The organism is Agrobacterium sp. SOY23 (assembly GCF_027212525.1).
Taxonomy (GTDB): Bacteria; Pseudomonadota; Alphaproteobacteria; order Rhizobiales; family Rhizobiaceae; genus Agrobacterium; species Agrobacterium tumefaciens_I.
This window is the reverse complement of sequence record NZ_JAPWDT010000006.1, coordinates 27286-52525: the sequence shown is the minus strand read 5'-3', so window position 1 is coordinate 52525 and position 25240 is coordinate 27286. Positions and strand designations below refer to the sequence as shown.

24 protein-coding genes are annotated in these 25240 nt (G+C 61.3%); 10 read left to right on the top strand and 14 right to left on the bottom strand.

Annotated elements, in window-relative coordinates; genetic code table 11:
• The first annotated feature begins 44 nt into the window (after positions 1–44).
• The 3 genes from O3S81_RS17630 (at position 45) to O3S81_RS17620 (ending at position 3006) form a co-directional block, all read left to right on the top strand.
• A complete protein-coding gene (locus O3S81_RS17630; protein WP_269345232.1) occupies positions 45–1943 on the top strand; it encodes a nitric oxide reductase activation protein NorD in 1899 nt (632 codons plus the stop codon).
• Between the two features lie 146 nt (positions 1944–2089).
• Positions 2090–2395, top strand: coding sequence for a DUF2249 domain-containing protein (locus O3S81_RS17625; protein WP_035257647.1), 306 nt, complete (start codon positions 2090–2092; stop codon positions 2393–2395).
• Between the two features lie 77 nt (positions 2396–2472).
• Positions 2473–3006, top strand: coding sequence for a DUF2249 domain-containing protein (locus tag O3S81_RS17620; protein WP_269345228.1), 534 nt, complete (start codon positions 2473–2475; stop codon positions 3004–3006).
• 82 nt (positions 3007–3088) lie between these two features.
• Here O3S81_RS17620 and O3S81_RS17615 read toward each other — a convergent pair whose 3' ends face one another.
• Positions 3089–4321 (bottom strand): NnrS family protein, encoded by a 1233-nt coding sequence (locus O3S81_RS17615; protein WP_269345226.1) that lies wholly within the window; start codon positions 4319–4321, stop codon positions 3089–3091.
• Between the two features lie 236 nt (positions 4322–4557).
• Between O3S81_RS17615 and nirK the strand changes: the two genes are divergently transcribed.
• The 3 genes from nirK to O3S81_RS17600 all read left to right on the top strand — a co-directional run bounded on the left by nirK (position 4558) and on the right by O3S81_RS17600 (position 7580).
• Complete coding sequence (nirK, locus tag O3S81_RS17610) at positions 4558–5700, top strand: copper-containing nitrite reductase (RefSeq protein WP_269345225.1); 1143 nt, start codon at positions 4558–4560, stop codon at positions 5698–5700.
• A 111-nt stretch (positions 5701–5811) separates the two neighbouring features.
• On the top strand, positions 5812–6729 hold the full coding sequence (locus O3S81_RS17605) for a formylglycine-generating enzyme family protein (protein ID WP_269345223.1): 918 nt from the start codon (positions 5812–5814) through the stop codon (positions 6727–6729).
• 149 nt (positions 6730–6878) lie between these two features.
• Complete coding sequence (locus tag O3S81_RS17600) at positions 6879–7580, top strand: Crp/Fnr family transcriptional regulator (protein ID WP_269345221.1); 702 nt, start codon at positions 6879–6881, stop codon at positions 7578–7580.
• Between the two features lie 72 nt (positions 7581–7652).
• Here O3S81_RS17600 and O3S81_RS17595 read toward each other — a convergent pair whose 3' ends face one another.
• The 11 genes from O3S81_RS17595 to O3S81_RS17545 all read right to left on the bottom strand — a co-directional run bounded on the left by O3S81_RS17595 (position 7653) and on the right by O3S81_RS17545 (position 19314).
• Positions 7653–8048 carry a c-type cytochrome gene (locus O3S81_RS17595; RefSeq protein ID WP_269345218.1) on the bottom strand — a complete coding sequence of 132 codons (396 nt, stop codon included), beginning with the start codon at positions 8046–8048 and terminating at the stop codon, positions 7653–7655.
• A 69-nt stretch (positions 8049–8117) separates the two neighbouring features.
• Complete coding sequence (locus O3S81_RS17590) at positions 8118–8678, bottom strand: gluconate 2-dehydrogenase subunit 3 family protein (protein WP_269345217.1); 561 nt, start codon at positions 8676–8678, stop codon at positions 8118–8120.
• The gene (locus O3S81_RS17585; protein ID WP_269345216.1) at positions 8678–10363 is read right to left on the bottom strand and encodes a GMC oxidoreductase; all 1686 of its coding nucleotides are present in this window, start codon (positions 10361–10363) and stop codon (positions 8678–8680) included. The genes O3S81_RS17590 and O3S81_RS17585 overlap by 1 nt, the downstream gene beginning before the upstream one ends.
• 147 nt (positions 10364–10510) lie before the next feature.
• Positions 10511–11365: a sugar phosphate isomerase/epimerase family protein gene (locus tag O3S81_RS17580; RefSeq protein WP_269345214.1), complete on the bottom strand. Its 855-nt coding sequence runs from the start codon at positions 11363–11365 to the stop codon at positions 10511–10513.
• A 128-nt stretch (positions 11366–11493) separates the two neighbouring features.
• A complete protein-coding gene (locus O3S81_RS17575) occupies positions 11494–12663 on the bottom strand; it encodes a Gfo/Idh/MocA family protein (RefSeq protein ID WP_269345212.1) in 1170 nt (389 codons plus the stop codon).
• 11 nt (positions 12664–12674) lie between these two features.
• Positions 12675–13724 (bottom strand): sugar phosphate isomerase/epimerase family protein, encoded by a 1050-nt coding sequence (locus O3S81_RS17570; protein ID WP_269345209.1) that lies wholly within the window; start codon positions 13722–13724, stop codon positions 12675–12677.
• A 33-nt stretch (positions 13725–13757) separates the two neighbouring features.
• Positions 13758–14780, bottom strand: a complete 1023-nt coding sequence (locus O3S81_RS17565) for a LacI family DNA-binding transcriptional regulator (RefSeq protein WP_269345208.1) — start codon at positions 14778–14780, stop codon at positions 13758–13760.
• Between the two features lie 3 nt (positions 14781–14783).
• Entirely contained in the window at positions 14784–15752 is a 969-nt protein-coding gene (locus O3S81_RS17560; RefSeq protein ID WP_020010296.1) for an ABC transporter permease, read from the bottom strand.
• A 1-nt stretch (position 15753) separates the two neighbouring features.
• Positions 15754–16698 carry an ABC transporter permease gene (locus O3S81_RS17555; RefSeq protein WP_269345207.1) on the bottom strand — a complete coding sequence of 315 codons (945 nt, stop codon included), beginning with the start codon at positions 16696–16698 and terminating at the stop codon, positions 15754–15756.
• Positions 16695–18188 (bottom strand): sugar ABC transporter ATP-binding protein, encoded by a 1494-nt coding sequence (locus O3S81_RS17550; protein ID WP_269345205.1) that lies wholly within the window; start codon positions 18186–18188, stop codon positions 16695–16697. The genes O3S81_RS17555 and O3S81_RS17550 overlap by 4 nt, the downstream gene beginning before the upstream one ends.
• Before the next feature lie 103 nt (positions 18189–18291).
• On the bottom strand, positions 18292–19314 hold the full coding sequence (locus O3S81_RS17545; protein WP_269345203.1) for a substrate-binding domain-containing protein: 1023 nt from the start codon (positions 19312–19314) through the stop codon (positions 18292–18294).
• A 308-nt stretch (positions 19315–19622) separates the two neighbouring features.
• On the opposite strand from O3S81_RS17545, the gene O3S81_RS17540 reads away from it, so the two are divergent.
• Complete coding sequence (locus O3S81_RS17540; protein WP_269345202.1) at positions 19623–20018, top strand: (R)-mandelonitrile lyase; 396 nt, start codon at positions 19623–19625, stop codon at positions 20016–20018.
• Between the two features lie 84 nt (positions 20019–20102).
• Here O3S81_RS17540 and O3S81_RS17535 read toward each other — a convergent pair whose 3' ends face one another.
• Positions 20103–21002 (bottom strand): LysR family transcriptional regulator, encoded by a 900-nt coding sequence (locus O3S81_RS17535; protein ID WP_269345201.1) that lies wholly within the window; start codon positions 21000–21002, stop codon positions 20103–20105.
• A gap of 136 nt (positions 21003–21138) precedes the next feature.
• Between O3S81_RS17535 and O3S81_RS17530 the strand changes: the two genes are divergently transcribed.
• Positions 21139–21912 carry an SDR family oxidoreductase gene (locus O3S81_RS17530; RefSeq protein WP_269345199.1) on the top strand — a complete coding sequence of 258 codons (774 nt, stop codon included), beginning with the start codon at positions 21139–21141 and terminating at the stop codon, positions 21910–21912.
• Between the two features lie 169 nt (positions 21913–22081).
• Positions 22082–22960 (top strand): hypothetical protein, encoded by an 879-nt coding sequence (locus O3S81_RS17525; RefSeq protein WP_269345198.1) that lies wholly within the window; start codon positions 22082–22084, stop codon positions 22958–22960.
• A 66-nt stretch (positions 22961–23026) separates the two neighbouring features.
• On the opposite strand, the gene O3S81_RS17520 is transcribed toward O3S81_RS17525, so the two are convergent.
• A complete protein-coding gene (locus tag O3S81_RS17520; RefSeq protein WP_269345197.1) occupies positions 23027–24061 on the bottom strand; it encodes a LacI family DNA-binding transcriptional regulator in 1035 nt (344 codons plus the stop codon).
• A gap of 139 nt (positions 24062–24200) precedes the next feature.
• Here O3S81_RS17520 and O3S81_RS17515 point away from each other — a divergent pair, with 139 nt between their 5' ends.
• Positions 24201–25235 (top strand): Gfo/Idh/MocA family protein, encoded by a 1035-nt coding sequence (locus O3S81_RS17515; protein WP_269345196.1) that lies wholly within the window; start codon positions 24201–24203, stop codon positions 25233–25235.
• The last annotated feature ends 5 nt before the right edge of the window (positions 25236–25240 follow it).

Here is a 25240-nt window from a genome sequence, read left to right as displayed (position 1 = left end):
GCGGTTGCCCCGCGCATTCCGGTCCGATGCCATGAGGATAAACCATGCTGGACTTTCTGGAACTGGAGGAAACCGTCGGCCGCGCCTGGCACAGGCTGATCGGCGAAACCGGCACATGGCTGCGCTTCCCGGATCATGCCGTGAAGCTGGAGGATATGCAGGCCGTACTGGCCATATGTTTCCGCGGTTTTGGCGGTGAACATGCGGTGCAGATCGCTCCGGCCCGCGCCCGCACCTCCAGCCACCGGCTGAGGCTGCGCCAGCGCATGGGTCTTGGCGAAGAGAAGCTTGCCCAGCCCGGACGTGATCATGCCACGCTGATGCTGCCGCCGGTGCTCGATCTGTTTCCCGACCGGCGTCTCAATCGCGATCTTTATCTCTGGCTCGCCGCCGCCATGGCGATGATGCCGCTTGAACCAGTCATGGCCGCCGACCCGCTTCGCAACGATCTTGCCCGGCTCGACCGCGCCGCAGAACTGGCAGAAACCGTAACCCGTGCTTTTCCCGGCATGAAGACCCGTTATCGCCGGCTGTGCGCCGCCATGCTCGCGGTGCGGCAGACGCGGCCTTTGCCGCAGGCGGAACAGCGGGTGGAACAACGGGTGTTATTCATGTTGGCCGCGGCGGCAGGGATAGAGGGCTATGCACCGCCTGCGAGCCCTCCGGAAAAAGCGCCGCCACGCTACCTGCCGATGCTGCCTGTTCCACTCTGGCCGGACACATTGCTGCGGGAGACATCCGATGCCCGGCAGGGCGAGGACCAGCCGGCAGCGGCGGCCGCGCCACAGGGCGCGGAAGCGGCCCGCCATATCGCCGTGCGCGAAAAGACCGAGAACCGCCAGACCGAACGCAGCCCCTTCATCCTCAACCGTTTCGAAAAAATCCTCGCCATGGCCGAGATGGTCAATGTCGACCGGCCGGGTGACGATAGCGACGATGCCGATGGCAGCGCGGCGGACGAGCTTGACGATATGACGCTGGGTGAAAGAAAGGGACGGCCTTCCGCCCGCTTCCGCTTCGATCTCGACCTGCCGCCTGAAGCACTGAACCATACCGCCCTGACGGCGGAACACACCTATCCCGAATGGGATTATCGGAGCGGCACCTATCTCGCCGATCATTGCCGGGTCATCGCCGGTCCGGCGAAAGACGCCGAGACGGCACCGGAACCCGACCCGGACACCAAGAGCCTCATCCGCCGGGTCAGGCGGCAATTCGAGGTGCTGCGGCCGCGTCACGAGATGCTGCGCGCCCAGCTTGACGGCAACGATCTCGATCTTGACGCCGTGGTTCGCGCCAGAAGCGATATCGCTGCCGGAGGACAGGGCAGCGACCGCATTCATATGGCAAGCCGCCCGCAGGCGCACGATCTCGCCGTGACTATTCTTGTCGACGTATCACTATCGACCGATGCCTGGTTCGACAATCGCCGGGTGCTCGACGTGGAGAAGGAAGCCCTGCTGGTGCTGGCCCACGGGCTTTCCGCCTGCGGTGACAGTCACTCCATCCTGACCTTCACCTCCCGCCGCCGTTCCTGGGTGCGGGTGGAAACGGTGAAGGATTTCGATGAACCGATGGGCCACACTATCGAGCGGCGCATCGCGGCGCTGAAGCCCGGCTTCTACACCCGCATCGGCCCCGCCATCCGCCACGCCAGTGCCAAGCTGCGTGAAAGGCCGGAGCGCCGAAAGCTGCTGTTGCTGCTGACGGATGGCAAGCCGAACGATGTCGACCACTATGAAGGCCGCTTCGCCATCGAGGACAGCCGCCGCGCGGTCTCCGAGGCGCGACGCTCGGGCGTCAGCGTCTTTGGGGTAACGGTCGACAGCAAGGCGCAATCCTATATTCCGGCCATGTTCGGCCAGAACGGTTATGCCATCGTCAGCAGGATCGCCAAGCTGCCATCGGCGCTGCCGGCAATCTATCGTAGCCTTGCCGGCTGAAGCACGTCGCGCGAGCGGACCTGACGAATCTCAGGTTTGTTTGCGCGGCGACAATGTCTCCCGACCGCCCGGCGGATAGGTTTTTCCAGTCCGCCGGCCGGCCGCACCGCCGGACATCATTCCATCTGCGGCCGTGGAGCCAGCCTATGTCCGAAGCCCAGACCGCAACCAATATAGATGTGCGCATCATCCCGCATCGCGAACGCCATCCGCGCATTTTCGGTGCGCTTGGTGCGTTGACCGAGGGTCAATCGCTGCAGATCACCAGCGATCACGATCCCCGCCCCCTGCTCTACCAGCTGGCCACCAATTTCCCAGGCCAGTTCGGCTGGGAATATCTCGAACAGGGCCCGGAAGTCTGGCGTCTCGATATCGGCCGGCTGGAAGAACAGGCCGAAGGTTCCGAGGACGACATGTCCGGCTGCGAATGCTGCTGCGGTTCCGAACATTGACCCCTGCCCTGCGGCAGGGTGAAAAGACCTCTGGCGGACGGCCCTTGCCGCCGCCAGCCGACAGATGAGGTGATGTAATGACGGAAATGATCAGGGAACTCGATGTGCGGCCGCTTTTGCTGAGCGGCGGCGAGCCCTTTCCGGCCATTATGGAAGCCGTGGCCGGGCTCGCCCCCGGTGAGGCGCTGCGATTATACGCCACCTTCCGGCCCGTTCCGCTGTTCAAGGTGATGGCCGAGCGCGGTTTCGACCATCAGGTGAGGGAAATCGGCGGCGGCGACTGGGAAGTGCTGTTCACCCCGCAACCCAGTGAAACCGAGCAGATTTCCGTGTCACCGGCGCTTGCGGGCAATGCCGAGGAACCGCAGATATGGCCGGACCCGGTCATCTATCTCGATCTCAGCGATGAGACGGCCGAAGGCCAGGCGAGCCGCACGCTGGCCGCACTCGACCGTCTTCCGCCGGGCGCCGTGATCTTCGTGCTGATGCCACAGGAGCCGACCTTTCTTTACCCGGAACTTCTGGCCCGGGGCCATCAATGGGCCGGCAATTTCGACGAGGCGCGCACCGCGTTCCGCATCTTCATCCGCGCCGGTGCCGGCGCGCATTAAGCCATAAATCAAATTCCCCGAAACCGAACCGCCCCGGAAGTTGCCTCCGGGGCGTTTCGTTTTTGGCAGTATCGCAAGCAATCTAGGCTTTCAGCGGTTTGCGCTCGCGCATCAGGATCGGCCCATATTCAACGCAGAAGAGGCCGAAACCCACGATCCAGAAGAGCGCCGAGCAGGCATAAAGATGCATCATCGCACCGGGGAAGAACTCGGCTGCCGGTCTCAGCAGCGCGCAGGCGATCAGCGCCACATAAGCGACAATGGTAACCCTGCTGGCCGCGAGCTTGCGTCCGGTATGGCCAAGGCTCGCTCTCGTCATGACAGCAAGCATCATGCAGCCGATAACGCCGACGGTGAAGACATGCAGGACGGAACGTGTATCCATGACGTCAAGAGCCGCCAGCGCTATGGTGATGAAACCGACGGGAATAAAGGCATAGGCCACATGCAGCACCACCAGCACCTGCTCCGGCCATGTCGTCCAGCCGCGCCAGCGGATCAGACGCACGGCGTGCATGAACGCGGCCAGAAGCGCCGTTGGCACCGCCACGATGCTCTCGGGTTCTATCGTCCAGACGGCCAGCGCCGCGATGCCGGTGAGGATGGCGGCAGTATCGAAGCCGTTATAGGGCACGGGGAAATCCGTGCGGCCGAAACGGTTCAGCCAGTTGCGGGTAAAGCTCGGCACGATGCGGCCGCCGACGATGATGACAAGCACGGTATAGGCCGAGACCGCAAGGCGGGTCGCGATCTGGCTATGATCGCCGCCAATCGCCGCAACGTGGAATATGATGTTGGCAACGGAAAGCGCCAGCAGCCCGCCCAGCACCTTCAGGTCCTTCCATTTGCGCCCGGCAATGACCTCGCGCGCGCAGATCGCCAGAAGTGCCGGCAGGAAAAGCCCGTCCACGGCTGCGGCGGTGACCACGCCTACCTGATCCGGCACAAGCAGGAAAAGCCGGCCAGCGCACCAGAGCGCAAACAGCCAGACCAGCGGTTTGCCCGACACCGGCAGCCGCCCCGTCCAGTTCGGCACGGCCGTCAGGAGAAAGCCGGCCAGCACCGCCGAGGCGAAACCGAACAACATCTCATGGGCATGCCAGTTCGGCGCGCCATAGTCCCCGCCAAGGTCGACAAAGCCGGAAAGGGCTGCGATCCACAACACCATCGCCACGATGGCCCAGAGGGCACCGCCGAGGAAAAACGGCCGGAAGCCGTAAGAAAAGATAACCGGGCCGGTGCGCGCCAGCCCTCTTGGAATGCCGCCCTTTGGCCGGCTGCGCCCTTGGGTGAGAACGGTTTCGCTGCCACTCATTATAATGCTCCTGGTTTGGTCTTGACATATGTCTAGGCCCAAGCCCGTCCGGCTTCTTTGCGAACAGGCAAAGAGGAGGTGCGACGCTTCCACATCAGCCTTCAGCCGCCTGCCAAAATGTCGCAGGGTGCCGAAAGCGAAGTTTGCTCCATCTCAAATTGTATTTCCGCCCCTCCGCTACAAATGCTGCGACAGAGCGAAACATGCTCTGCCCCAAGAGGGATAGGAGAAGAATGATGACGGAAACCTTCCACATCTCACGGCGTAATATTCTCGCAGGCGCAGCATTTGCAGGGGCTTTAGCTCCCGTCATCATGCCATCGGCAGCGAGCGCGGCAGAGGAAAAGAAGGCTGCAGCCAAGCCATTGACAAGCGCTGAGATTGCAGCGCTGCCTCGCGTAAAAGTTGATCTCGTCAAACCGCCCTTCGTGCATGCCCACACGCAGAAAGCCGAAGGCGGACCGAAGATCGTCGAATTCACGCTCACGATCAAAGAGCAGAAGATGATCCTCGATGACAAGGGCACCGAGGTCCACGCCATGACCTTCAACGGCTCGGTTCCCGGGCCTCTGATGGTGGTGCATCAGGACGACTATGTCGAACTGACCCTCATCAACCCCGATACCAACGAGCTGCAGCATAACATCGATTTCCACTCGGCCACCGGTGCGCTCGGAGGCGGTGGGCTCACCATCGTCAACCCCGGTGAAAAGGCGATCCTGCGCTTCAAGGCCACCAAGGCCGGCGTCTTCGTTTATCACTGCGCACCTCCCGGCATGGTGCCCTGGCATGTCACCTCGGGCATGAATGGCGCGATCATGGTACTGCCGCGTGAGGGCCTGACGGACGGCCATGGCAAGGAGCTTGTTTATGACAAGGTCTATTATGTCGGCGAGCAGGACTTCTACATCCCGCGCGACGAGAACGGCAATTTCAAGAAATATGAAAGCGCTGGCGACGCCATGGCCGACACGCTGGAAGTCATGCGCAAGCTGACGCCAAGCCACATCGTCTTCAACGGCGCAGTCGGTGCCCTGACAGGTGAACATGCCCTTCAGGCCGCAGTGGGTGAAAAGGTGCTGATCGTCCATTCGCAGGCAAACCGTGATACCCGTCCGCACCTCATCGGTGGCCATGGCGATTATGTCTGGGCGACGGGCAAGTTCCGCAACCCACCGGATCTCGACCAGGAAACCTGGTTCATTCCCGGTGGCACAGCGGGCGCGGCCTTCTATACCTTCGAGCAGCCCGGCATCTACGCTTATGTCAACCACAACCTCATTGAGGCCTTCGAGCTGGGTGCAGCCGCCCACTTCAAGGTGACGGGCGAGTGGAACAACAACCTGATGCAGGCGGTGCTCGCCCCCTCGAGCATCTGACGCAAACCGGAGCGCGCCGCCGCCAGTGGTCGCGGCGCGCTCCCCCTTCCGCTCTCTGCGGCCTGAAGGCAGGCCCGAACTTTGGCGTCTCCACGACGCAGGCAGGTTCCCATGGGCATTCCCGGCAACAGCCACTTCCCAAATGCCGTCTCGCTTCTTCTCCCGCTCTCGATTGCAACGCTGCTGGCAACGGCCATCGGTTTCCAGTCCGGGATCATCCGCAGCGGCGTTGATGACCGCGCGGCCATGATGGCTCCGCAGGTCGTTACAGTGCCCGCAGGACATTTCACCTATCGGGCGGAGGGCGAATATTTCCGCAATGGTTATGCCGTCGATGGCCCGATGGTCGACGTGGCGATGCGGCAAAGTCTGACGATCATGAAATATCAGGTATCGAGCGCTGATTATGCGCGCTGCGTGGCGGAAGGTGGCTGTCAGCAGCCGGAACCCGGTTTTGCCGCCCCCGTCGGTGGCGAGATACCGGCAACCGGCATCAGCCAGGATGACGCCCGCGCCTATGCAAAGTGGCTAAGCGAGCGGACCGGTGCTGTCTGGCGCCTGCCGAGCGACGCAGAACTCGCTTTCGCTGCCGGATCGCTTTTCCCGGACGAGACGCTTGGCGTGCCCGCAGACAGTGAAAACCCGGCTTTGCGCTGGCTGGCGGATTACGAGCGGCAGACCAGCCGCAAGGCGGCGGGTAATCCCGTTCCGCAATCCTATGGCAGCTTCGGCGAAAACGAATATGGCCTTGCCGATTTCGGTGGCAATATCTGGGAATGGACCTCGAGCTGCAGCCACCGTGTGACGCTCGGCAAGGATGGCAACGTGGTCGACACCGCCGCCGCCTGCGGCATTCCCGTCGCTTCGGGAAAACACCGGGCGGCGATGAGCGCTTTCGTCAAAAACCCGAAAAGCGGCGGCTGCTCCGTCGGCGTGCCGCCGGATAATCTCGGCTTCAGGCTCGTGAAGGATACGAGGTGGTATGCGCCGCTTGTCGAAAAGCTCCGCGGCAGCACTCTATTTTCTTGATAATTGTCAATTAAAACAATCGGTTGATTCATATCATTTGATCTTCTTCAGCCGGTGATAGTGCTGTATTGTGAAGATACAGAAAAGGCCGACACCCGGTTGCCCATTGCGGGAACCGAGGCGGCGGCCAATCACCGGAGAGGGTGCAAGTGAAGATTGACCGAAGCGTCATCCGGTCGCTGGCCTTGTTTGCCAAGATGGCCGACGATGAGCTGGACGGACTGCTGACCCACGCCACATCCCGGCTGGTACCGCCGGGCGAAGCCATTTTCGAGCAGGGCCAGTCAGCCACGCATTTTTTCCTGCTCATTCACGGCCGCCTGAAGGTGACGCAGGTGACCCATGACGGCCAGCAGATCATCGTGCGCGTTGTGCATCCCGGTGATCTCTTCGGTTTCGCCAGGGCGCTGCAAAGGTCGGATTATCCCGGCACCGCCACGACGGCGGCCGAAAGCGTTATTCTGTCCTGGCAGACGGACCTCTGGCCGCAATTCGTCGAGCAGAACCCGCATCTTGCCGTCTCGGCCATGCAGACGATCGGCCAGCGTCTAGAGGAAGCCCATACCCGCATCCGCGAGATGTCGACGCAGGAAGTGGAGCGCCGGGTAGCGCACGCCGTGCTGCGCCTTTCGCAGCAGGCGGGCCGCAAGGAGCTGGACGGTATCCGTATCGACTTCCCGATCTCGCGTCAGGATATAGCCGAAATGACCGGAACGACGCTGCACACCGTTTCCCGCATCCTTTCCAGCTGGGAGAGCAAGGGGCTGGTGCAGGGCGGGCGGCAGAAACTTCTCGTCTGCAATCTACCGGGCCTAGCCCAGCTGGCGGAAGGCGAAACCAGCCAAGTGTAGGGTGTAGACGCCTGCCTTCACATGCTTGGCCTTCGCCAAGGACCGCACCTCGACCGGGCAGCTCCGCCGCTCTCATTCAGCCGGCTTGGAAGCCGCGCTTTCGATATAGGCGATCAGATTGTCCAGATCTTCCGGCTTGCTGATGCCGGCCAGCGCCATCTTATTGCCGGGTATTTTCTTTTTTGGCGCGCTCAGGAAATCCCGCAATTCTTCCGGCGTCCAGACGAGCCCGTCCTCGCCCGCTTTTTTCATCGCAGCCGAATAAGTATAGTCAGGCACACCGCCTGCTGCACGGCCGATGATGCCGTTAAGTTGCGGGCCGACCCTGTTTTTCGCGCCCTCGCCGATGGCGTGACAGGCGGAACAGCGCTTGAAGACCGCCTCCCCCTTGGCGACATCGCCCTCCGAAAAAGCGGGAACGGTGCTTGCGGTCAGCATTGCCGCCGCGATGATGAGTGTCTTGCGCATCATGTCATCCTTGTCTTGCCGCATGAATACAGCCCGCCCGCAAATGCGGACGGGCCGGTGGTTCTCGGTTCAGGTCGTGCCCCAGGCGGGCGTACCCTTCTTGTAGGGAACGCGGTCTTCGAAACCACCGGGAATCTCGTCGTAGACGAGGACTTCCGTGCCTCCGATCCTCGAGGAGAAGAAGCCGAGCAATGTCAGCTGCTTGACCAGCGTGAAGGCATGCGGCTTTGCCGGTGTCTGCTCCACCCTGGCCTGCTTGTCCAACGCGGAAAGCAGTGCCTGCCGCTGCTCTGCCGTCAGATCCAGAAAACCCTTTTTATGGTCGGCCTGGCTGCGCTTCTCTATTTCAGGGATTGCCGAAAGGAAAAGCGTCCGCTGCTCGTCGGTGTAGCAATCGGCGGCATAGACGGCCATGAATGCACCCACTTCAGCATCCTTCGCACCCGGCGTGGAGGTGCGCGGAATAATGGTCTCCGCCACCTCGTCCAGAAAGCGGATTTCCTCCGAGCTGAACACATGGCCGCCGCCGGCTGGTTTTGCGGCGTTTTCCGCAGCCGTGAGGACATCCGCGCCAATCAGGGGAATGCCCGTGGCAATGGCTATCAGTTTCAAGAGTTCGCGTCTGTTCATCACAGGTTCCCCTTCTTGCGTTCGGAAACGGCAAAGTCGGCCGCACGCGCCGTCAGCGCCATGTAGGTCAAGGACGGGTTAACGCAGGAGGCCGAGGTCATGCAGGCGCCGTCAGTGACAAAGACGTTGGGTGCATCCCAGACCTGGTTGTTGCCGTTGAGGACGGAGGTTTTCGGGTCGCGTCCCATGCGGGCCGTTCCCATTTCATGGATGCCCATGCCGGGGGCGTAACTGCCCCGAGAGGGCTTGACGTTCTTGATGCCGACCGCCTCGAACATCTCGACGGCGTCATTGACCATGTCTTCGCGCATGTCGAGTTCGTTCTGCTTCATCTCGACATTCATGGAGAGGACGGGAAGGCCCCATTTGTCTTTCTTCTCATGATCCAGCTTCACGCGGTTGTCGTGATAGGGCAGCATTTCCCCGAAGGCTGTCATGCCGATGGTCCAGCCGCCCGGCTCGGTCAGCGCCTCCTTGTAGTCTGCGCCGATATTGAGTTCGGCAATCTCCCGCTCCCAGCGCGAACGGCTGGCGGAGCCCTGATACCCGAAACCGCGCAGATATTTGCGCTTGTCGTCGCCGGTATTGCGGAAACGCGGAATGTAGAAGCCCGCCGGGCGGCGGCCCTTGAAATAGAAGTCCTCGAAACCTTCCACCTGGCCGGTGGCGCCCATGCGGAAATGGTGGTCCATCACGTTATGGCCGAGCTCGCCGGAGCTGCTACCGAGCCCGCCTTCCCAGACATCGGTGGCCGAATTCATCAGCACCCAGGTCGAGTTCAGCGTCGAGGCGTTCAGGAAGATGATGTCTGCGGTATATTCATAGGTCAGGTTGGTTTCGGCATCGATGATCTCGACACCCCGCGCCTTCTTCTTGTCCTTGTCGTAGAGGACTTCCTTGACGATGGAGAAAGGCCGCAAAGTGAGATTGCCGGTGGCGACCGCCGCAGGCAGGGTCGAGGCCTGCGTGCTGAAATAACCGCCGAAGGGACAGCCCAGCCGACACTTGTTGCGGAACTGACAGCGGGTGCGCTCCTGATCGGGAAGCTCCTGGGTAATGTTGGCGCAGCGCGAATTGATGAGGTGGCGCGTGCCCTTGAAGGCTTTTTTCAGCCGGTTTGCCACATCCTGTTCGACGAAGTTAAGCGGAATGGGCGGCAGGAACTCACCATCGGGGAGAATATCCAGCCCCTCGCGGCTGCCGGAAATGCCGGCAAAACGTTCGACATAGTCGTACCAGGGGGAGACGTCCTCATAGCGGATCGGCCAGTCGACGGCGATGCCGTCTTTTGCATTGGCCTCGAAATCGGTCTGTGACCAGCGATAGGTCTGGCGTCCCCAGAGCAGCGAGCGGCCGCCGACATGATAACCGCGGAACCAGTCGAAGCGCTTTTCCTCGACATAGGGCGTTTCCTGCTCGTCGGCCCACATGCCGAGCGTTGCCTCTTCCAGCAGGTAATCGCGGCTGAGGACGGGATATTTCGCCTTCATTTCCTGCGTGGCGCGGTTGCGATGGGGATAATCCCAGGCTTCCTTGTCGGCATTCTGATAGTCGGTGACGTGCTCGATATTGCGGCCGCGCTCCAGCATCAGGACCTTCAGGCCCTTTTGCGTGAGTTCCTTTGCGGCCCAGCCGCCGCTGATGCCCGAGCCGACAACAATCGCATCATAGTGATTGTCTGCCATGATAACTCCTCCGATGTGACGTGGAAAAACGACGAGACGAAACGCTTCCCGTCGCAAGGCGGCGGAAACTGGATATGCGTCTGTCGAACCTCATGCGCCCCGGCGAAACCGGCCGCCGGGGAGCGGTTCTGGTTTTACTGGCAGTGTTTACTGAATGGTCGGAAGGCGTTCGTTCAGGAACGCATTGCCCTTGGTCAGCACCGCTTCGGCATCGAGCGGAAGATCGTGCTCAAGGATGAACCATTTTGCGCCGGCCTGCTTGGCTGCGGGCAGGATCGTCTTCCAGTCGAGCGTGCCGGTGCCGAGTGTGGCAAAACCGCGCTCGTTTTCTGCCGTGCCGGCAGGTGCATTGTCCTTGGCGTGGATGGCAAAAACCTTACCCTTCAAGGTGCCGAGGAATTCGGCCGGATCATTGCCGCTGCGCGCCACCCAGGCAACATCGACTTCGGCCTGCAGTTTCGAGCCGGCGGCATCGAGGAGCAGTTCAAGCGCCGTCTTGCCGTCGAACTTGACCATTTCAAAGTCGTGATTGTGGTAAGCCATGGAGAGGCCTGCCGCAGACAACTTGTCCGCATAGCCGCCGAGCTCCTTGCCGAAGGCGGTCCAGCCTGCGGCATCCTTCGGGCGGTCTTCCGGCTTCAGGAACGGCACGGTCACGACCGGATTGCCGACGGCCTTCTGCTCGGTGATGACCTCATCGAGGTTACCGCGCAGCTTGTCGATCGGCACATGCGAGGAAATGACCTGGATCTTGTGCTTCTTGAGCAGCGTGTTCAGCTCGTCCGCGCTGACCTTCTGCATATCCACCGTTTCCACGGCCGAAACGCCGGCACGGTTGAGGATGGCAAGCTGCTCCTCCAGCGTTCCGGAATTGCGCAGCGTGAACATCTGCGCGGCGATCGGCAGCGTCTTGCTGTCATCGGCAAGAACCGGATTTGCTATACCGGCTGCCAGTCCAACGGCAAATGCCATCTTCACGAATTTTGACTTCAACGTTTTCAAACGCGTAACTCCCTTTCCGTTTGATCAATGTGACGACGCGTCTGCCCCTGAATTCCCCGGTCTCTGAACCGGGTCATGCCGGACACAACCTCCAATGCCCTGCGCCGTCCGTCCCGAGATGCGGCGACCTACAGGTCGATCCCCACCCAGGACGAGGTTCTGCTGGACCTGACGGCCGCGTCGATGAATGCGAGACCCGCAAGACCATCCTCAATGCCGGGGTAAATCACCTCCCCGGCAGCTGTTTTTCCCTCCCTCTTTGCGATGATTGCATCTGCGGCTTCGCGGTAGATCGTCGCAAAACCCTCGAGATATCCTTCCGGGTGCCCGGGCGGCACACGGCTGACACGGTTTGCAGCGGCACCCGCGCCTGCACCATTGCGGGTGATAAGCCGCTTCGGCTCGCCATAGGGCGTGAACCACAATTCGTCCGGCACACGGTGGTGCCACTCAAGCCCGCCCTTGTCGCCATAGACCCGGAGCGACAGCGCGTTTTCATTGCCGACCGCGATCTGGCTTGCCCACAGCATGCCCTTGGCGCCGCTTCCGTAACGCAAAAGAATATTGGCACTGTCATCCAGCTGCCGGCCCGGCACGAAGGAGGTCAGATCCGCATAAAGGCTCGTCGGAATTTCACCCGTGACGAAGGCAGCGGCGTTGAAGGCATGGGTGCCGATATCGCCGATGGCTCCGCCCGCACCGGAGCGGCTGGGGTCGGTGCGCCATTCCGCGCCCTTCGCGCCGGTCTTTTCGACGGCTTCGGTCAGCCAGTCCTGCGCATATTCTGCCTGCACATGGCGCAGCTTGCCGATGTCACCATTGGCGACCATCTCGCGCATCTGCCGCAGCATGGGGTAACCGGTGTAATTATGGGTCAGCACGAACAGGCTGTCGGATGCCCTGACGATCGCCGCCAGTTCCTTTGCCTCCTCCAGCGTCGCGGTCACCGGCTTGTCGCAGATGACGTGGATGCCGGCGTCGAGAAACGCCTTGGACGGGGCAAAATGCAGGTGATTGGGGGTGACGATGGCGACAGCCTCGATACCGTCTTCCCGGCCCGCCTCTGCCGCCGCCATCTCCTCAAACGAGGCATAGGAACGGTCCGCTGCGATGCCGAGCAGGGTTGCCGATGCGGCTGCACGGGCCGGATCGGAGGAAAGTGCGCCGGCCACCAGTTCGTAACGGTCATCCAGCCGGGCCGCGATGCGGTGCACCCCACCTATAAAGGCGCCCTGACCACCGCCGACCATGCCGAGACGGATGCGGCGGCTATCGAATTTTGCTGTTTGGGAGGACATGGGGTTTCCTTTCAAAGGCCGAGAAGGCGGCGATTGGCGGCATCATCGATGCCGCTTTTGGCGAAATCATCGAAAGCCCGCTCGGTCACGCGGATGATGTGGTTTTCAATGAAGCCCGCGCCCTCACGCGCGCCGTCTTCCGGGTGTTTCAGCGCGCATTCCCACTCCAGCACCGCCCAGCCATCGAAGTCATATTGGGTGAGCTTGGAAAACACCGCGCCGAAATCGACATGCCCGTCGCCCAGCGAACGGAAACGGCCCGGCCGGTCGACCCAACTCTGATACCCCCCATAAACGCCGGAACGGCCGGTCGGATTGAACTCGGCATCCTTGACGTGAAAGGCGCGGATGCGTTCGTGGTAAATGTCGATGAAGCCGAGATAATCCATCGCCTGCAGCACGAAATGCGAGGGATCGTAGAGGAGGTTGGCACGCGCATGATTGCCGGTGGCGCCTAGAAAACGCTCGAAGGTGACGCCGTCATGCAGGTCCTCGCCCGGATGCAGCTCATAGCAGAGATCGACACCATTTTCCTCGAAGGCATCGAGAATGGGTGTCCAGCGCTTGCCGAGCTCGGCAAAGGCCATTTCGACGAGACCTGCCGGACGCTGCGGCCACGGATAAACGAACGGCCAGGCAAGCGCACCGGAGAAAGTCGCATGGCTCTTGAGGCCAAGATGCTGCGAGGCTTTCGCCGCGCACTTCAGCTGCTTGACCGCCCATTCCTGCCGCGCCTGCGGTTTGCCACGCAGTTCTGCCGGCGCGAAACCGTCGAACATTTCGTCGTAGACGGGATGAACGGCAACGAGCTGGCCCTGAATATGGGTCGAAAGCTCGGTGATCTCGACACCAATCTCGGCGAGACGGCCCTTGATATCGTCGCAATAGGCCTTGGAGGCGGCAGCCTTTTCCAGATCGAAGAGTTTGGGATCGGTCGGCACCTGAATGCCCTTGTAACCGAGCGAAGCCGCCCATTGGCCGAGATTATCGAGCGTGTCGAAAGGGGCCTCATCTCCGGCAAATTGCGCGAGGAAAATCGCCGGGCCTTTGATCGTCTTCATGTCCTTACACTCCTTGCATTCACAGTCTGGCCGCTACCGATGCGGCGGGCGGCAGGGCGCGACCGAGCCGCGCACCACGAGTTCCGTATCCAGCACGATGGTTTCGGCCGTGCGTTTGCCATTCAGCCGGTCCACCATCAGCGCCATGGCCCTGCGGCCCATTTCCTGCCGGGGCTGGCGCACCGTCGTCAGCGGCGGTTCGAAGGCATTGGCGAAGATGATGTCGTCGAAACCGATGACCGAGACATCGGCCGGAACCGAAAGCCCCCGCGCGCGCAGCTCGCTGATCGCACCAATCGCCATCTGGTCGCTCGATGCGAAGATCGCGGTGAAAGCGATGCCACCTTCGAGAAGGCCCGTAATCGCCTGGCGGCCAGCCTCGATGCTGTAATCGCCCGTCACAACCAGCTCATCGGCATAAGCGATGCCGGCCTCGGCAAGCGCATCGCGGTAACCGTCGAAACGCTCCTGCGCCAGACTTTCGGGAAAGGGACCAGCGAGATGCACGATTTTCTTATGCCCCGCCTCAATGAGGTGGCGCACAGCATTTTGGGATGCGGCACGGTTATCGACCTTGACCGTTGGCAGCGCGATCCCGGCGATGATCTCCGACGCAATGACGATCGGCGGCAACGCATCGCCCTGCTCGAGAAGCTCAGACGGGAACTGGCCGGTCATCAGTATCAGGCCGTCGGCATGTTTCTGCCGCACCATATCGATATGGGTCGCCACGCGGTGTTCATCGTTGCGGGCGTCGCCCATCAGCACCTTGAAGCCCGCTTCGCCGGCAGCCTCCTCAACACCCTTGTAGATTTCGAGATAAAACGGGTTGCCGATATCGCGAACGAGAAGGATGACGGTGTTGTTGGATTGACGCCGGAAGCTCGCGGCCTGCGCATTGGGAACGAAGTTCGCCTGCCGCACGGCATCGAAAACCTTCTTTCGGGTTTCCGGGCGAACCTTGTCGGGTTGTTGCAGCGCCCGCGAAACGGTCGCGATGGAAACGCCCGCGAGAGCTGCAACTTCCCTGATATTCGAACCTTGGTCTTTGCTCATCTGTCACACACGCAACTGCTTTTGGCGGCCATAAAGCAGCATCAGCGCTAGCAACGTGACACCAAATATGATCTGCCGTGCCCATACATCGAGGTTGAGCGTTATCAGTACGCTTTGCAGAATGGTGAGCGCAACTGCCCCGGCCATGGTTCCGACATATCCGCCCGCACCGCCGGCAAGCGAGGTGCCGCCGATGACGACCGCAATGATCGACGGAAGCACATATTGGTCGCCGACGGAGATGAAGGAAGTGCCGGTGTAACCGATGACGCAGACCCCGGTCAGCCCGGCGAACAGGCCGGAGAGACCATAAAGCAGTGTACGGATCAAAGAGACCGGCAAACCGGTGAGCGTTGCCGCCCGCTCGTTCGAGCCGATGGCATAGATGGCGAAACCGAAGGCCGTGCGGCGCAGCACGAAGAGCATGATCGCGGCGATGCCCAGCCAGACAAAGAGTACACCGGGAATGCCGAAGATGAGCGGACGGTTGATGAAGCCTGCCAGCAGTGGCGCCGCCGCGCCGGAGGGAACGCCCTGCGAATAGACCACCAGCCCGCCCTGAATGACCGCCGTCATGCCAAGTGTCATGACCAGCGGCGGAATGCGCACGAAGGTAATGCCAAGGCCGTTGATGAGGCCGATCAGGAAGGGAATGCCGCCCGCAACCAGAATGGCAAGCGGAATGCCGGCATTCTGGCCGTTCATCATATTGCCGGCAAGGACCGCACCGAGCGAGATCATCGCGCCGACGGAAAGATCGATGCCTTCTCGTCCGCCGAGGATGACGAGGTTCTGGCCCGCCGCGACGATGCCGAGAATGGCGGCAATCGTCAGCAGCCGCACGATCTGCGATCCCTGAGCGAAGCCGGGGGACAATAATTCGCCGACCAGCAGCAGGAAGGCGGATGCGCCAATGGCAATGGTGAGCGGATCGGTGAGAAGGGTTTTGAGTTGCAAGCCAGGATTGGTCATATCAGCGCCTCGTCACCAGAACACCGCCGGCCAGCGCCGTCAGCACGATCAAACCCTGCACCAGCGTCTGGTACTCGAAGGGCAGCCCCGCAAAGAAAATCACATTGCCGATCATGCCGAGCACCAGCGCGCCGGCGATCGACCCGGTCGAACTGCCGAAGCCGCCGGAAAGTGCCGTGCCGCCCAGAACAACGGCCGAGATGGAAGACAGCGCCAGACTTGCACCGAGCAGAGGATCGCCCGATGCCGTTTCGCCAGTGAGGCAGAGCGCCGCCAGCGCCGAGAACAGGCCCGAGATCATATATGCGCCGATGCGGATGCCGGAGAGGCGCAGGCCCGTCTGGAAGGCGCCGGTGCGATTGCCACCCACCGCAAGCAGATGCGTGTGGAAAGGAATGCGCGACACGATCAGCGTGAAAGCGATGCCCGCCAGCAATACCCAGAGCACGAAGGGCAAGCCGATGAAGCTGCCGGAATAGGTCTGCCAATAGGCTTCCGGCACCGGCAGGCCCGCCTGCGGCAAGACCCAGATTGCCAGACCGGCGAAGATGATGCCCGTCGCGAAGGTGGTGACGATGGGCTGGAAGCGCAGGCCGGAAATGAAGAGGCCATTGACCAGTCCACACAGCAGCCCGACAGCCGCACCCGCCGCCATGCCGGCGAAGACAGCACCGGTCGTGCCGCCGAGTGCTGCGATGACGCTGACGGTGACGACATTGGCGAGCGCCACGATGCTGCCGACCGACAGATCGATATCTCCCGCCAGAATGACATAGGTCTGGCCGATGGCGACCAGGATCAGCGGCAGAAATGTCGTCAGGTTCGATTGCAGCACGGAGGGCTGAACGAAAGATGGCTGCAGAAACGTGTTCACGGCAACGAGAACGGCCAGAACGACGAGGGTGATGATCCAGGGTTGCCTGCGCAGAACGCCTTGGGAATTCATGCGGCGTCTCCATAGGCGGCGCGGGTCATGTTGACGGATGTCATGTCGGCTCCGGTCAGTTCCGCAGAGATGCGTCCGCCGTTGAAGACGAGAATGCGGTCGGCATATTCGAGGATTTCCGCATCTTCCGAGGAATAAAGAAGAATGGTCGCACCGGCATCGGCCTGCTGCCGCATCAGCGCGAAGAGATCGGCCTTGGCGCCGAGATCGATACCTTTGGTCGGATCATCGAGCAAAAGCAGTTTCGGTGCCGTGGCGAGCCAGCGGGAAATGAAGATCTTCTGCTGGTTGCCGCCCGAAAGCGTGCCGATGGCCATGTCCATGCCGGCAAATTTCGTCTTCATGTCATCCGCGACCTTCTGCACCCGCGGCTTCAGCGTTGCAGGACGGACCAGCCGCATCTTCTCGCGCACCATCAGTGCGGCGACGAGATTTTCGAAGATCGACCGCCCCTGAAGGGAGGCATCGCGACCGCGATCACCCGAGACATAGGCAAAACCGTTATGAACCGCCTGCGAAGGCTTGCCGATGGCGATTTCACGACCCTCGAACCGGATTTTCCCCGCAGCAAAGGGACTGGCGCCGAAGAGGCCCTTCAAAAGCGCCGATTGTCCCTGCCCCTGCAGGCCTGCCAGACCGACGATTTCGCCCGGATAGGCTTCCAGAGAGACACCGCGCACGCCTTCGCCCGCAACATCCGTTACCTTGAGGCTGGGGACCGCGGCGGCGCGCCCCTGCTGGCGGGCGGGTGCTGCGCGAACATCACCGACCATATCGTGCACGACGGCTTCGCGGGTGGTGGCTGCGGTGTCGAGTTCGGAAATCGTCGCGCCGTTGCGCATCACGGTGATGCGGTCGCAGACAGCAAAGACCTCATCGAGACGATGAGAAATCATGATGGTGGAGACACCGTCGGCCTTCTTGGCCCGGAGTATTTCGAAAAAGCGCTGGGACTGGCGGCCATCGAGCGCCGCCGTCGCCTCGTCCATGATCATCAGGCTGGCATTCTGGGCAAACACCTTCAGGATTTCGACGAGCTGGCGCTGATCGGGCGGCAGATTGCCGACGATCGCATCCGGCTCCAGCCCCTCGCCGGCCACACCATCAAACAGCGCAATCAGCCTGGCCGCTTCGGCCTTCAGCACCTTGCCGTCAACAAAGATGCCGCGTTTCGGCTCGCGGCCGAGAAAGATATTATCGGCAACGGAAAGCTGCGGAATGAGGCTGAGTTCCTGATAAAACAGGGCGATGCCGGCATTTTCGGCGTCGCGTGGGCTTTTGAAGCGCACGTCTTCGCCATTGAACCGAATGGTGCCGCTGGTCGGCGCCACCGCGCCCGCAACGATCTTGCAGAGCGTGCTCTTGCCGCAGCCATTGGCGCCCAGCAGCGCGTGAATTTCGCCGCGACCAACGGTCAGCCGGCCAGCGGAAAGCGCACGCACGGCGCCAAAATTCTTCGTTATGCCGGCCGCTTCCAAAGCGTTCGCCATCGCATGTCCCCGAATAATGCTTGTTACAGGCGGACGGCCAAGGCCCGGTCCGCACTCGAAATTCCGGTTCGGGCCGGCTCTTACCGCCGGCCCGGGACGGGTCTTACTTGAAGAACTCGCCAGCCTGCTCCGGCGTCACAGTCGCCGTGACGGACCAGTAACCGGGCTTGCCATCGGCGGCCTTGATATTGTCGGCAAGGTTGTCATTGCTGACGAAGGGGATCGGAATATAGATGGCGTTACCATAGGTGCCGCCAAAGACGCCGTCCTTGAATTCCTTGCCCTGCAGCTTCAAGACAGCAACATTAAGCGCGCTGGCCATGACGCCGGGAGGATTGACCGAAGCGCCGGAATTGAACTTTTCCTTTTCCCAGCGGGTCATGAAGTCCTTGCGGATTTCACCGGTTGCAGCAATGTCCTTGGTCTTGCCGGCGGCCTCGATGGCGCGCCATGCACCATCAGCCATGCCGTCCTGAACCCAGACGCCGCTGATATCGGGATAGGTGGCAAGCAGGTTCTGCATGGCCTGCTGGCCCTGCGCCTGATCCCAGCTCGCATTGGCTTCGTTCAGCACCTTGATATCGGGATATTTCTTGAACACTTCGCGGTAACCGGCGACGCGGGCTTCATTTGCCGGGTTGCCGGCGATGCCGTTGATGGCGACGACGCTTCCCTTGCCCTTCAGCGCATCCGCAAGCCATTGGGCGGACTGGGCCGCCCATGCCTTCTGGTCGATGCCGACATAGATCGCATCCTTCGAGGACACTTCCGCATCCGTGGCAATGACGAGGATGTTGCGTGCCTTGGCCTGGGCGAAGATCGGATCGAAAGCGGTCGGGCTGCCGGGATTGATGAGGATCGCATCAACACCCTGGTTCATGAAATTGCGGATATGACCGATCTGCCCCTGCACATCGACATTACCACTCTGAACGACGACTTCGACCTTGACGCCCTTTTCGCCCCACGCCTTCGCGGCAGCCTGGGCTTCTTCGATCATCTGCGTACGCCATTCGCTACCAACGAACGAATTGGAAAGACCGATCTTGAAGCTCTGCTCCTGCGCAAGCGCCGACGTGCCCGCCGCCAGCACCATCGCCGCGGCAGCCATCAAATGTCTAAACATGAAATTTGCTCCTCCAAGCACGGTTCCTAACCATGAAACCGTTTACATTGGCAAATGTAACCGGTTTCATATTTGAGTCAATCCCGAGAATGATTTTTATCGGGAGGCGTGCGAGGGGAATGGAAGGCCGGCCGGCAGCGGTGGAAAATGCCAATAAAAGAGCAAGATAAGCCCTTCGAAAAAGAGCGCTGCGCCGGGTTTCGAAGCACGCCGGAGCTTGCCGTTCGATCAGCTTTTCACGCTCCCCTGTGGACAAGAGGCGAATTCCCGCATCAAATCGCCACACGATACCAGTCAGGAGAATGACCATGGAAATATTGCGCGCAGGAACACGGGCATCAACAAAGGGCCCCGAAGCCTGGTTCACCGGAACGGTCCGCATCGACCCGCTCTTCAACCCCTTCGATGCCGAACGGGTACAGGGCGCCCAGGTCACCTTCGAACCCGGTGCCCGCACCGCCTGGCACACCCATCCCCTCGGCCAGACCCTGATCGTGGTGTCCGGCCTTGGCCGCGCACAGCGCGAAGGTGGGCCGGTGGAGGAGATTCGCCCCGGCGATATCATCTGGTTCGCACCGGGTGAAAGGCACTGGCACGGCGCCGCACCCAATATCGCCATGACCCATATTGCGCTTCAGGAGGTCAAGGACGGCAAGGTGGTGGACTGGATGGAACAGGTGACGGATGCCCAATATGGCGGTTGACGGGGCAGCGGGCGAATGGCCGCAGCGACCCGACAGCGGCATCGCGTCGAACCATCCTCAGCCGATTAACTGCGGCCACCGCCTTTACAGAAGCTGCCTCCGCAGCAAGGCCTCCAGCCATTCCGCAAAGACCTGCAATCGCCGCGACAGATGCTGGCGATGGGAATAAAGCAAGGTCATCGGCATAGGCTCGGCCCGATGGTTCGGCATGACTTCAACAAGTTCGCCGCTCTCCAGATGCGGCCTGACATCGTAAGCCGGTATCTGGATCAAGCCGAGGCCGGCGAGACAGCAGGCGATATAGGCCTCGGCATTGTTGACGGTGACACGGCCACGCATGGAAACCGAATGCAGCGTCTCGCCTTCGATCCATTCCCAGTTTTCCACGCGCCCGCTGGAGGGTGATGCGTAATTGATGGCCCAGTGGCGGGGCAGATCCTGCGGAGCCCCCGGAGTGCCGTGACGCTCCAGATAGGCAGGGCTTGCGACATTGATGAGCGGCAGCTTGCCGATAGGCCGCGCAATCAGGCCGGAATCGCTGAGTGACCCGACCCGCAGCACACAATCGATATTGTCCTCCACCAGATCGACGGCACGATCCGTGACGCCAAGGCTTATGTCGATCTGCGGATAAAGATCGAGAAATTCCGCCAAGGCGGGTGCAATGACCAGCCGGCCGATCCGGCCCGGCACATCGATCCGCAGCCGGCCGGAAGGCTGCGCCGCCGTCTGCCGGAACAGGTTTTCCGCATCTTCGACATCGGCGATCAGCCGCTGGCAGCGTTCGTAAAAGGCCGAACCATCTTCGGTCGGCGAGACCTTGCGGGTGGTGCGGTTGAGCAGCCGCGCACCAACGCGTCCTTCCAGCTCCAGCACGGCCGCCGAAACCGAAGAACGTGGAATGCCGAGCGTATCGGCAGCGCGTGTGAAACTCGCACAGTCGACGACACGGGTGAAGATGCGGAACAGGTCGATGCGGTCCAATGGAAAACCTTTATTGTGCGGATTTCCTGACAGGTCATGTCAGAATGATCACCTTTATCGCGTAATCCTAGACGATATCCTGTCGCCATGAAAGCGGCCGCAAACGTGGCCGGACCCAGGCACAGGAGGCCGATCCATGACCGATCATTCCATCAAGGGCAAAACAGTCATCATCGCCGGCGGCGCGAAAAATCTCGGTGGGTTGATCGCCCGCGATTTCGCCGCCCAGGGCGCGAGCGCAATCGCCATCCACTATAACAGCGCCGCCGCCAAGGCCGATGCGGACGCGACCGTTGCGGCCGTGAAGGCGGCTGGCGCCGAGGCAGTCGCTCTCCAGGCCAATCTCACCACGGCAGGCGCCGCCGAAAAACTGTTCAGCGATGCCGTCGCCGCCATCGGCCGCCCGGATATCGCTATCAACACGGTCGGCAAGGTGCTGAAAAAACCGATCCTCGAGACATCGGAAGCCGAATATGACGAAATGACCGCCGTCAATTCCAAGTCGGCCTTCTTTTTCCTCCAGCAAGCCGGTCGCCACGTTAATGACAATGGCAGGATCTGCACCCTCGTCACCTCGCTACTGGGCGCCTTCACGCCGTTTTACGCGAGTTATGCCGGCACCAAGGCGCCGGTGGAGCACTTCACCCGCGCTGCCGCTAAGGAATTCGGCGAACGCGGCATCTCGGTGACGGCGATCGGTCCCGGCCCGATGGACACGCCGTTTTTCTACGGTCAGGAAACACCGGACGCACAGGCCTATCACAAGAGCGCCGCCGCCCTTTCCGGCTTCTCGAAGACCGGCCTCACCGATATCGAGGACATCGTTCCCTATATCCGCTTTCTCGTCTCGGACGGCTGGTGGATGACCGGACAGACCATTCTGGTCAATGGCGGTTACACCACCAAATAATCCCCCTGCGATCCGCATTCATGGTGTGGTGGCGAAACGCGCAGGCGTTTTTGCCACCACACGTCTTTCGATGGCCGCGAGGTTAAAAAAAGACGCAGGCAATATGGCCTGAATGAAGATGCCGATATAAAACGCTCCGATCCGTTGGTGGAGTTATTGGGGGCAGAGGATGAATTCAGGGCGTCGCGGCGTTCTCGCTTTTTTGGGCGGTCTCGTTCTGGGGACGCCGTCCCTCGGCAGGGCGGCGAACAAACCATCGGCCTTTGCCGTGTCCCGTTCGGAATACGAACCCCGGCACATTCTGTGTTTCCTCGGAACGGAGAACGGCCTTGCGACGCTCCAGCTGGGCGCGCGTGCCGCCATCGACGCATTTGCCGCCGATTTCAGTATCGATGAGGATTATTCGCAGGATGAGCCGGACGACCGGATGGAACGGTCCTTCGCCGTCTGCTGGGATCGTGTCGATCCGGAGACCTATCAGAAGACCGATGACGAGGCCGTCGCGGGGCATGGCTCGGTTCTTTATGTGCTCGGCCCGTCAATGGCCGCGGAAAATGCGGTCGTGACATCCGCGAAAGCCCTGCAGTTCGCACAGCATATGTTTGGCCACGGCGCCATTGCGGTAAAGGGCGAAAGCGCCGGTGTCGCGCATGGAGCGCGGCGCTGGAAGGAATTGTTCGAGCAATCGCGCCGTGAAGCCGCATCCGATGATCCGCTGGCGCTCGCGAGGACCTGCCGCCTCGCCTTCGCACGCCGCCCCATCGGCGGCGATGCCGATGGCATGGCGAGCGTCGGGTTCCATCTGGTCGGGCTGCCCGACGTGCGGGTGAATTTCATCCGCAAAGACGACAAACTGCCCTCAACCAATGCCGAGCAGTTGAAGATCGCCGCCCTGATGGACAACATTGCCGATCAGATGGCCCGCGACGGCGTGGAAAAGACGGTGAAGGCGCGTCATGCAGCCCTGTCCGATGACACGCGGTATGAGGAGGACAGCTACAAATTCAACCCGTTCGGCGTCGTGAGCATTGAGGATTACAAACTCTGACGCACACAAGGGCCAGCCTGTCCCCGTGATCCCGGCCTTCGAATTCGGCGCTCCCGCGCGCCTCGCCTATGGCGCGGGTGCAGGGTCGCTCTCCCCCGCCACAAGCAGCATCGGCCAGATGCAATGGCGGGCCTGCTCGGGGTAGAAGGGCGCATAGGCCGGCATGGTCGACAAGAGCGTCTGGGCCACCGTCACGCCGAGATCATGCAGGGACATGCGGAAACTGGTCAGCCGCGGCTCCAGAAACTGGCCGCGCGGACCGTCGCGGAAGCCGATGACGGCGAGATCCCGCCCCGGTTTCAGCCCCACTTCCGCAAGACGGCGATAAAGACCGACCGCCATCAGCTCGTAGATCAGCACGATCGCCGTTGGCCGAGGGCGCATCTGCAGCCATTCGCTGGCGGCGTGATAACCGCCCTGCTCGCTCGATTTCGCGCGGATGACCAGGGAAGAATCGTAAGCGATGCCATTGTCTTCCAGCGCACGCCTGTACCCCTCCAGAAAAACGTAACCGAGATTGATATCGCTGTCGGGCACCGCCACCGCAATCGAACGATGTCCGGCAGCAACAAGGCGATCGACGGCGTTTTTCGCCACACCCTCGAAATCGAGGTCGATCCAGGCGTGATTATCGCTGGAGGCGGTGCGTCCAAGCGACACGAAAGGCAGACGGGTCTGCTTCAGGAAATCCACGCGCTTGTCGGTCCGCCGGGTGGCGGAAATGATCATCGCATCCACCATGCGCCGCGCCACCATGCGCTTCAGATATTCATCCGGGTCCTCTTCCCCCGGGCATGGCAGAACGATGAGATCGAGATTATGTCCGGAAAACACGCTTTGCAGGCCGTCCGTCACCCCTAGGAAGAAGTTGTCGGAGTTTTCAACGGTCTGCGCGTCGCTGCCGGTCATCAGGCCGATGACATTGGTGGTTCCCTGTCTGAGGCTGCGCCCGGACTGGTTAGCCACATAACCGAGCTTTTCCGCCGCTTCGAGAACACGTCGCCGCGTCTCTTCGTTCACATCGGGCTTGCCGTTCAGGGCACGGGAAACGGTGCCTATCGATATCTCCAGATAGTCGGCAAGCTGACGGATTCCTTTCATGCATTCCCCTCCCAGGCCTGACGCGCAATCAACGCGTCCCTTAACGGTCTTGACATATCTAACATCATTGGCATAGTCTCGTAAACGTTTACGACGCTCTGCGCAAAGAGGAGTTTGCGAAAGAGCCCGGGGAGATGAGATGACATTTAATGCCGTTTTATGCGGGTGCGGAGCCATGGCCAAAGGCTGGTTGCGCGCCATTCAATCCACGCCGGAGATTTCCGGCGCGATCAGGATCGCCGGTCTGGTGGATCTGAACGAGAACACGGCCCGTGCGCTTGCCGAAGAATTCGCCCTCACCGACGCGGTCATCGGCACCGATCTTCGCGCGGTTCTTGCCGAAACGAAAGCCGACATCCTTTTTGACATCGTCATCCCGCAGGCGCGCTTCGCCGTGGTTGAAGCCGGTCTCGATGCCGGGTGCCATGTCCTCAGCGAAAAGCCGCTTGCCGCCTCGATGGAGGAAGCCGCCACGCTGGTGGAACTGGCGAAAAAAGCCGGCAAAATTCATGCCGTCGTGCAAAACCGGCGGTTTATTGCCGGTATCCGGCGGCTGCGCCGCGCGCTGGAAGACGGCGTCATCGGTGATCTGACGGCCATCCATTGCGATTTCTTCCTCGGCCCGCATTTCGGCGGCTTCCGTGAGGAGATGAAGAACGTCCTGCTTCTCGACATGGCGATCCACACCTTCGATGCAGCCCGTTTCGTCGCCAATGAAAAGCCCCTCTCCGTCTTTTGCGTGGAGAAGAACCCGGCCGGTTCCTGGTATGCCCATGGGGCGAGCGCCAACGCCATTTTCGAGTTCTCGAATGATGTCGTCTTCACCTATCGCGGTTCATGGTGCGCCGAAGGCGAGCGGACCAGCTGGGAAGCGCGCTGGCGGCTTATCGGCTCGAAGGGAATGATCCTCTGGGACGGTGAAGACAATTTCTCCGCCTCCGTGGCCGGCGATGACCAGGGACTTCTGCGTGGATTCAAGGCCGTAAACGTTTCCGATGCCGTTTCCGAGAAGGATACGCGAGGCCATGCCAGCGTCATTCTCTCCTTCCTCGAATCCATCCGCACCGGTGAGATGCCGGAGACGGCCTCCTTCGACAACATCAACAGCCTTGCCATGGTGATCGGCGCGATTGAAAGCGCCCGCCTCGGCCAGCGTGTTTCAATTGCAGCATAAGGACT

Bases quoted from the DNA above. Each gene is read 5' to 3' on its own strand.
- O3S81_RS17595 (WP_269345218.1), bottom strand. From the start codon at position 8,048: ATGCGCAAGACACTCATCATCGCGGCGGCAATGCTGACCGCAAGCACC.
- O3S81_RS17630 (WP_269345232.1), top strand. From the start codon at position 45: ATGCTGGACTTTCTGGAACTGGAGGAAACCGTCGGCCGCGCCTGGCAC.
- O3S81_RS17570 (WP_269345209.1), bottom strand. From the start codon at position 13,724: ATGAAGACGATCAAAGGCCCGGCGATTTTCCTCGCGCAATTTGCCGGA.
- O3S81_RS17525 (WP_269345198.1), top strand. From the start codon at position 22,082: ATGAATTCAGGGCGTCGCGGCGTTCTCGCTTTTTTGGGCGGTCTCGTT.
- O3S81_RS17620 (WP_269345228.1), top strand. From the start codon at position 2,473: ATGACGGAAATGATCAGGGAACTCGATGTGCGGCCGCTTTTGCTGAGC.
- O3S81_RS17625 (WP_035257647.1), top strand. From the start codon at position 2,090: ATGTCCGAAGCCCAGACCGCAACCAATATAGATGTGCGCATCATCCCG.
- O3S81_RS17585 (WP_269345216.1), bottom strand. From the start codon at position 10,363: ATGGCAGACAATCACTATGATGCGATTGTTGTCGGCTCGGGCATCAGC.
- O3S81_RS17520 (WP_269345197.1), bottom strand. From the start codon at position 24,061: ATGAAAGGAATCCGTCAGCTTGCCGACTATCTGGAGATATCGATAGGC.
- O3S81_RS17540 (WP_269345202.1), top strand. From the start codon at position 19,623: ATGGAAATATTGCGCGCAGGAACACGGGCATCAACAAAGGGCCCCGAA.
- nirK (WP_269345225.1), top strand. From the start codon at position 4,558: ATGACGGAAACCTTCCACATCTCACGGCGTAATATTCTCGCAGGCGCA.
- O3S81_RS17545 (WP_269345203.1), bottom strand. From the start codon at position 19,314: ATGTTTAGACATTTGATGGCTGCCGCGGCGATGGTGCTGGCGGCGGGC.
- O3S81_RS17615 (WP_269345226.1), bottom strand. From the start codon at position 4,321: ATGAGTGGCAGCGAAACCGTTCTCACCCAAGGGCGCAGCCGGCCAAAG.
- O3S81_RS17560 (WP_020010296.1), bottom strand. From the start codon at position 15,752: ATGACCAATCCTGGCTTGCAACTCAAAACCCTTCTCACCGATCCGCTC.
- O3S81_RS17575 (WP_269345212.1), bottom strand. From the start codon at position 12,663: ATGTCCTCCCAAACAGCAAAATTCGATAGCCGCCGCATCCGTCTCGGC.
- O3S81_RS17605 (WP_269345223.1), top strand. From the start codon at position 5,812: ATGGGCATTCCCGGCAACAGCCACTTCCCAAATGCCGTCTCGCTTCTT.
- O3S81_RS17550 (WP_269345205.1), bottom strand. From the start codon at position 18,188: ATGGCGAACGCTTTGGAAGCGGCCGGCATAACGAAGAATTTTGGCGCC.
- O3S81_RS17565 (WP_269345208.1), bottom strand. From the start codon at position 14,780: ATGAGCAAAGACCAAGGTTCGAATATCAGGGAAGTTGCAGCTCTCGCG.
- O3S81_RS17590 (WP_269345217.1), bottom strand. From the start codon at position 8,678: ATGAACAGACGCGAACTCTTGAAACTGATAGCCATTGCCACGGGCATT.
- O3S81_RS17555 (WP_269345207.1), bottom strand. From the start codon at position 16,698: ATGAATTCCCAAGGCGTTCTGCGCAGGCAACCCTGGATCATCACCCTC.
- O3S81_RS17530 (WP_269345199.1), top strand. From the start codon at position 21,139: ATGACCGATCATTCCATCAAGGGCAAAACAGTCATCATCGCCGGCGGC.
- O3S81_RS17515 (WP_269345196.1), top strand. From the start codon at position 24,201: ATGACATTTAATGCCGTTTTATGCGGGTGCGGAGCCATGGCCAAAGGC.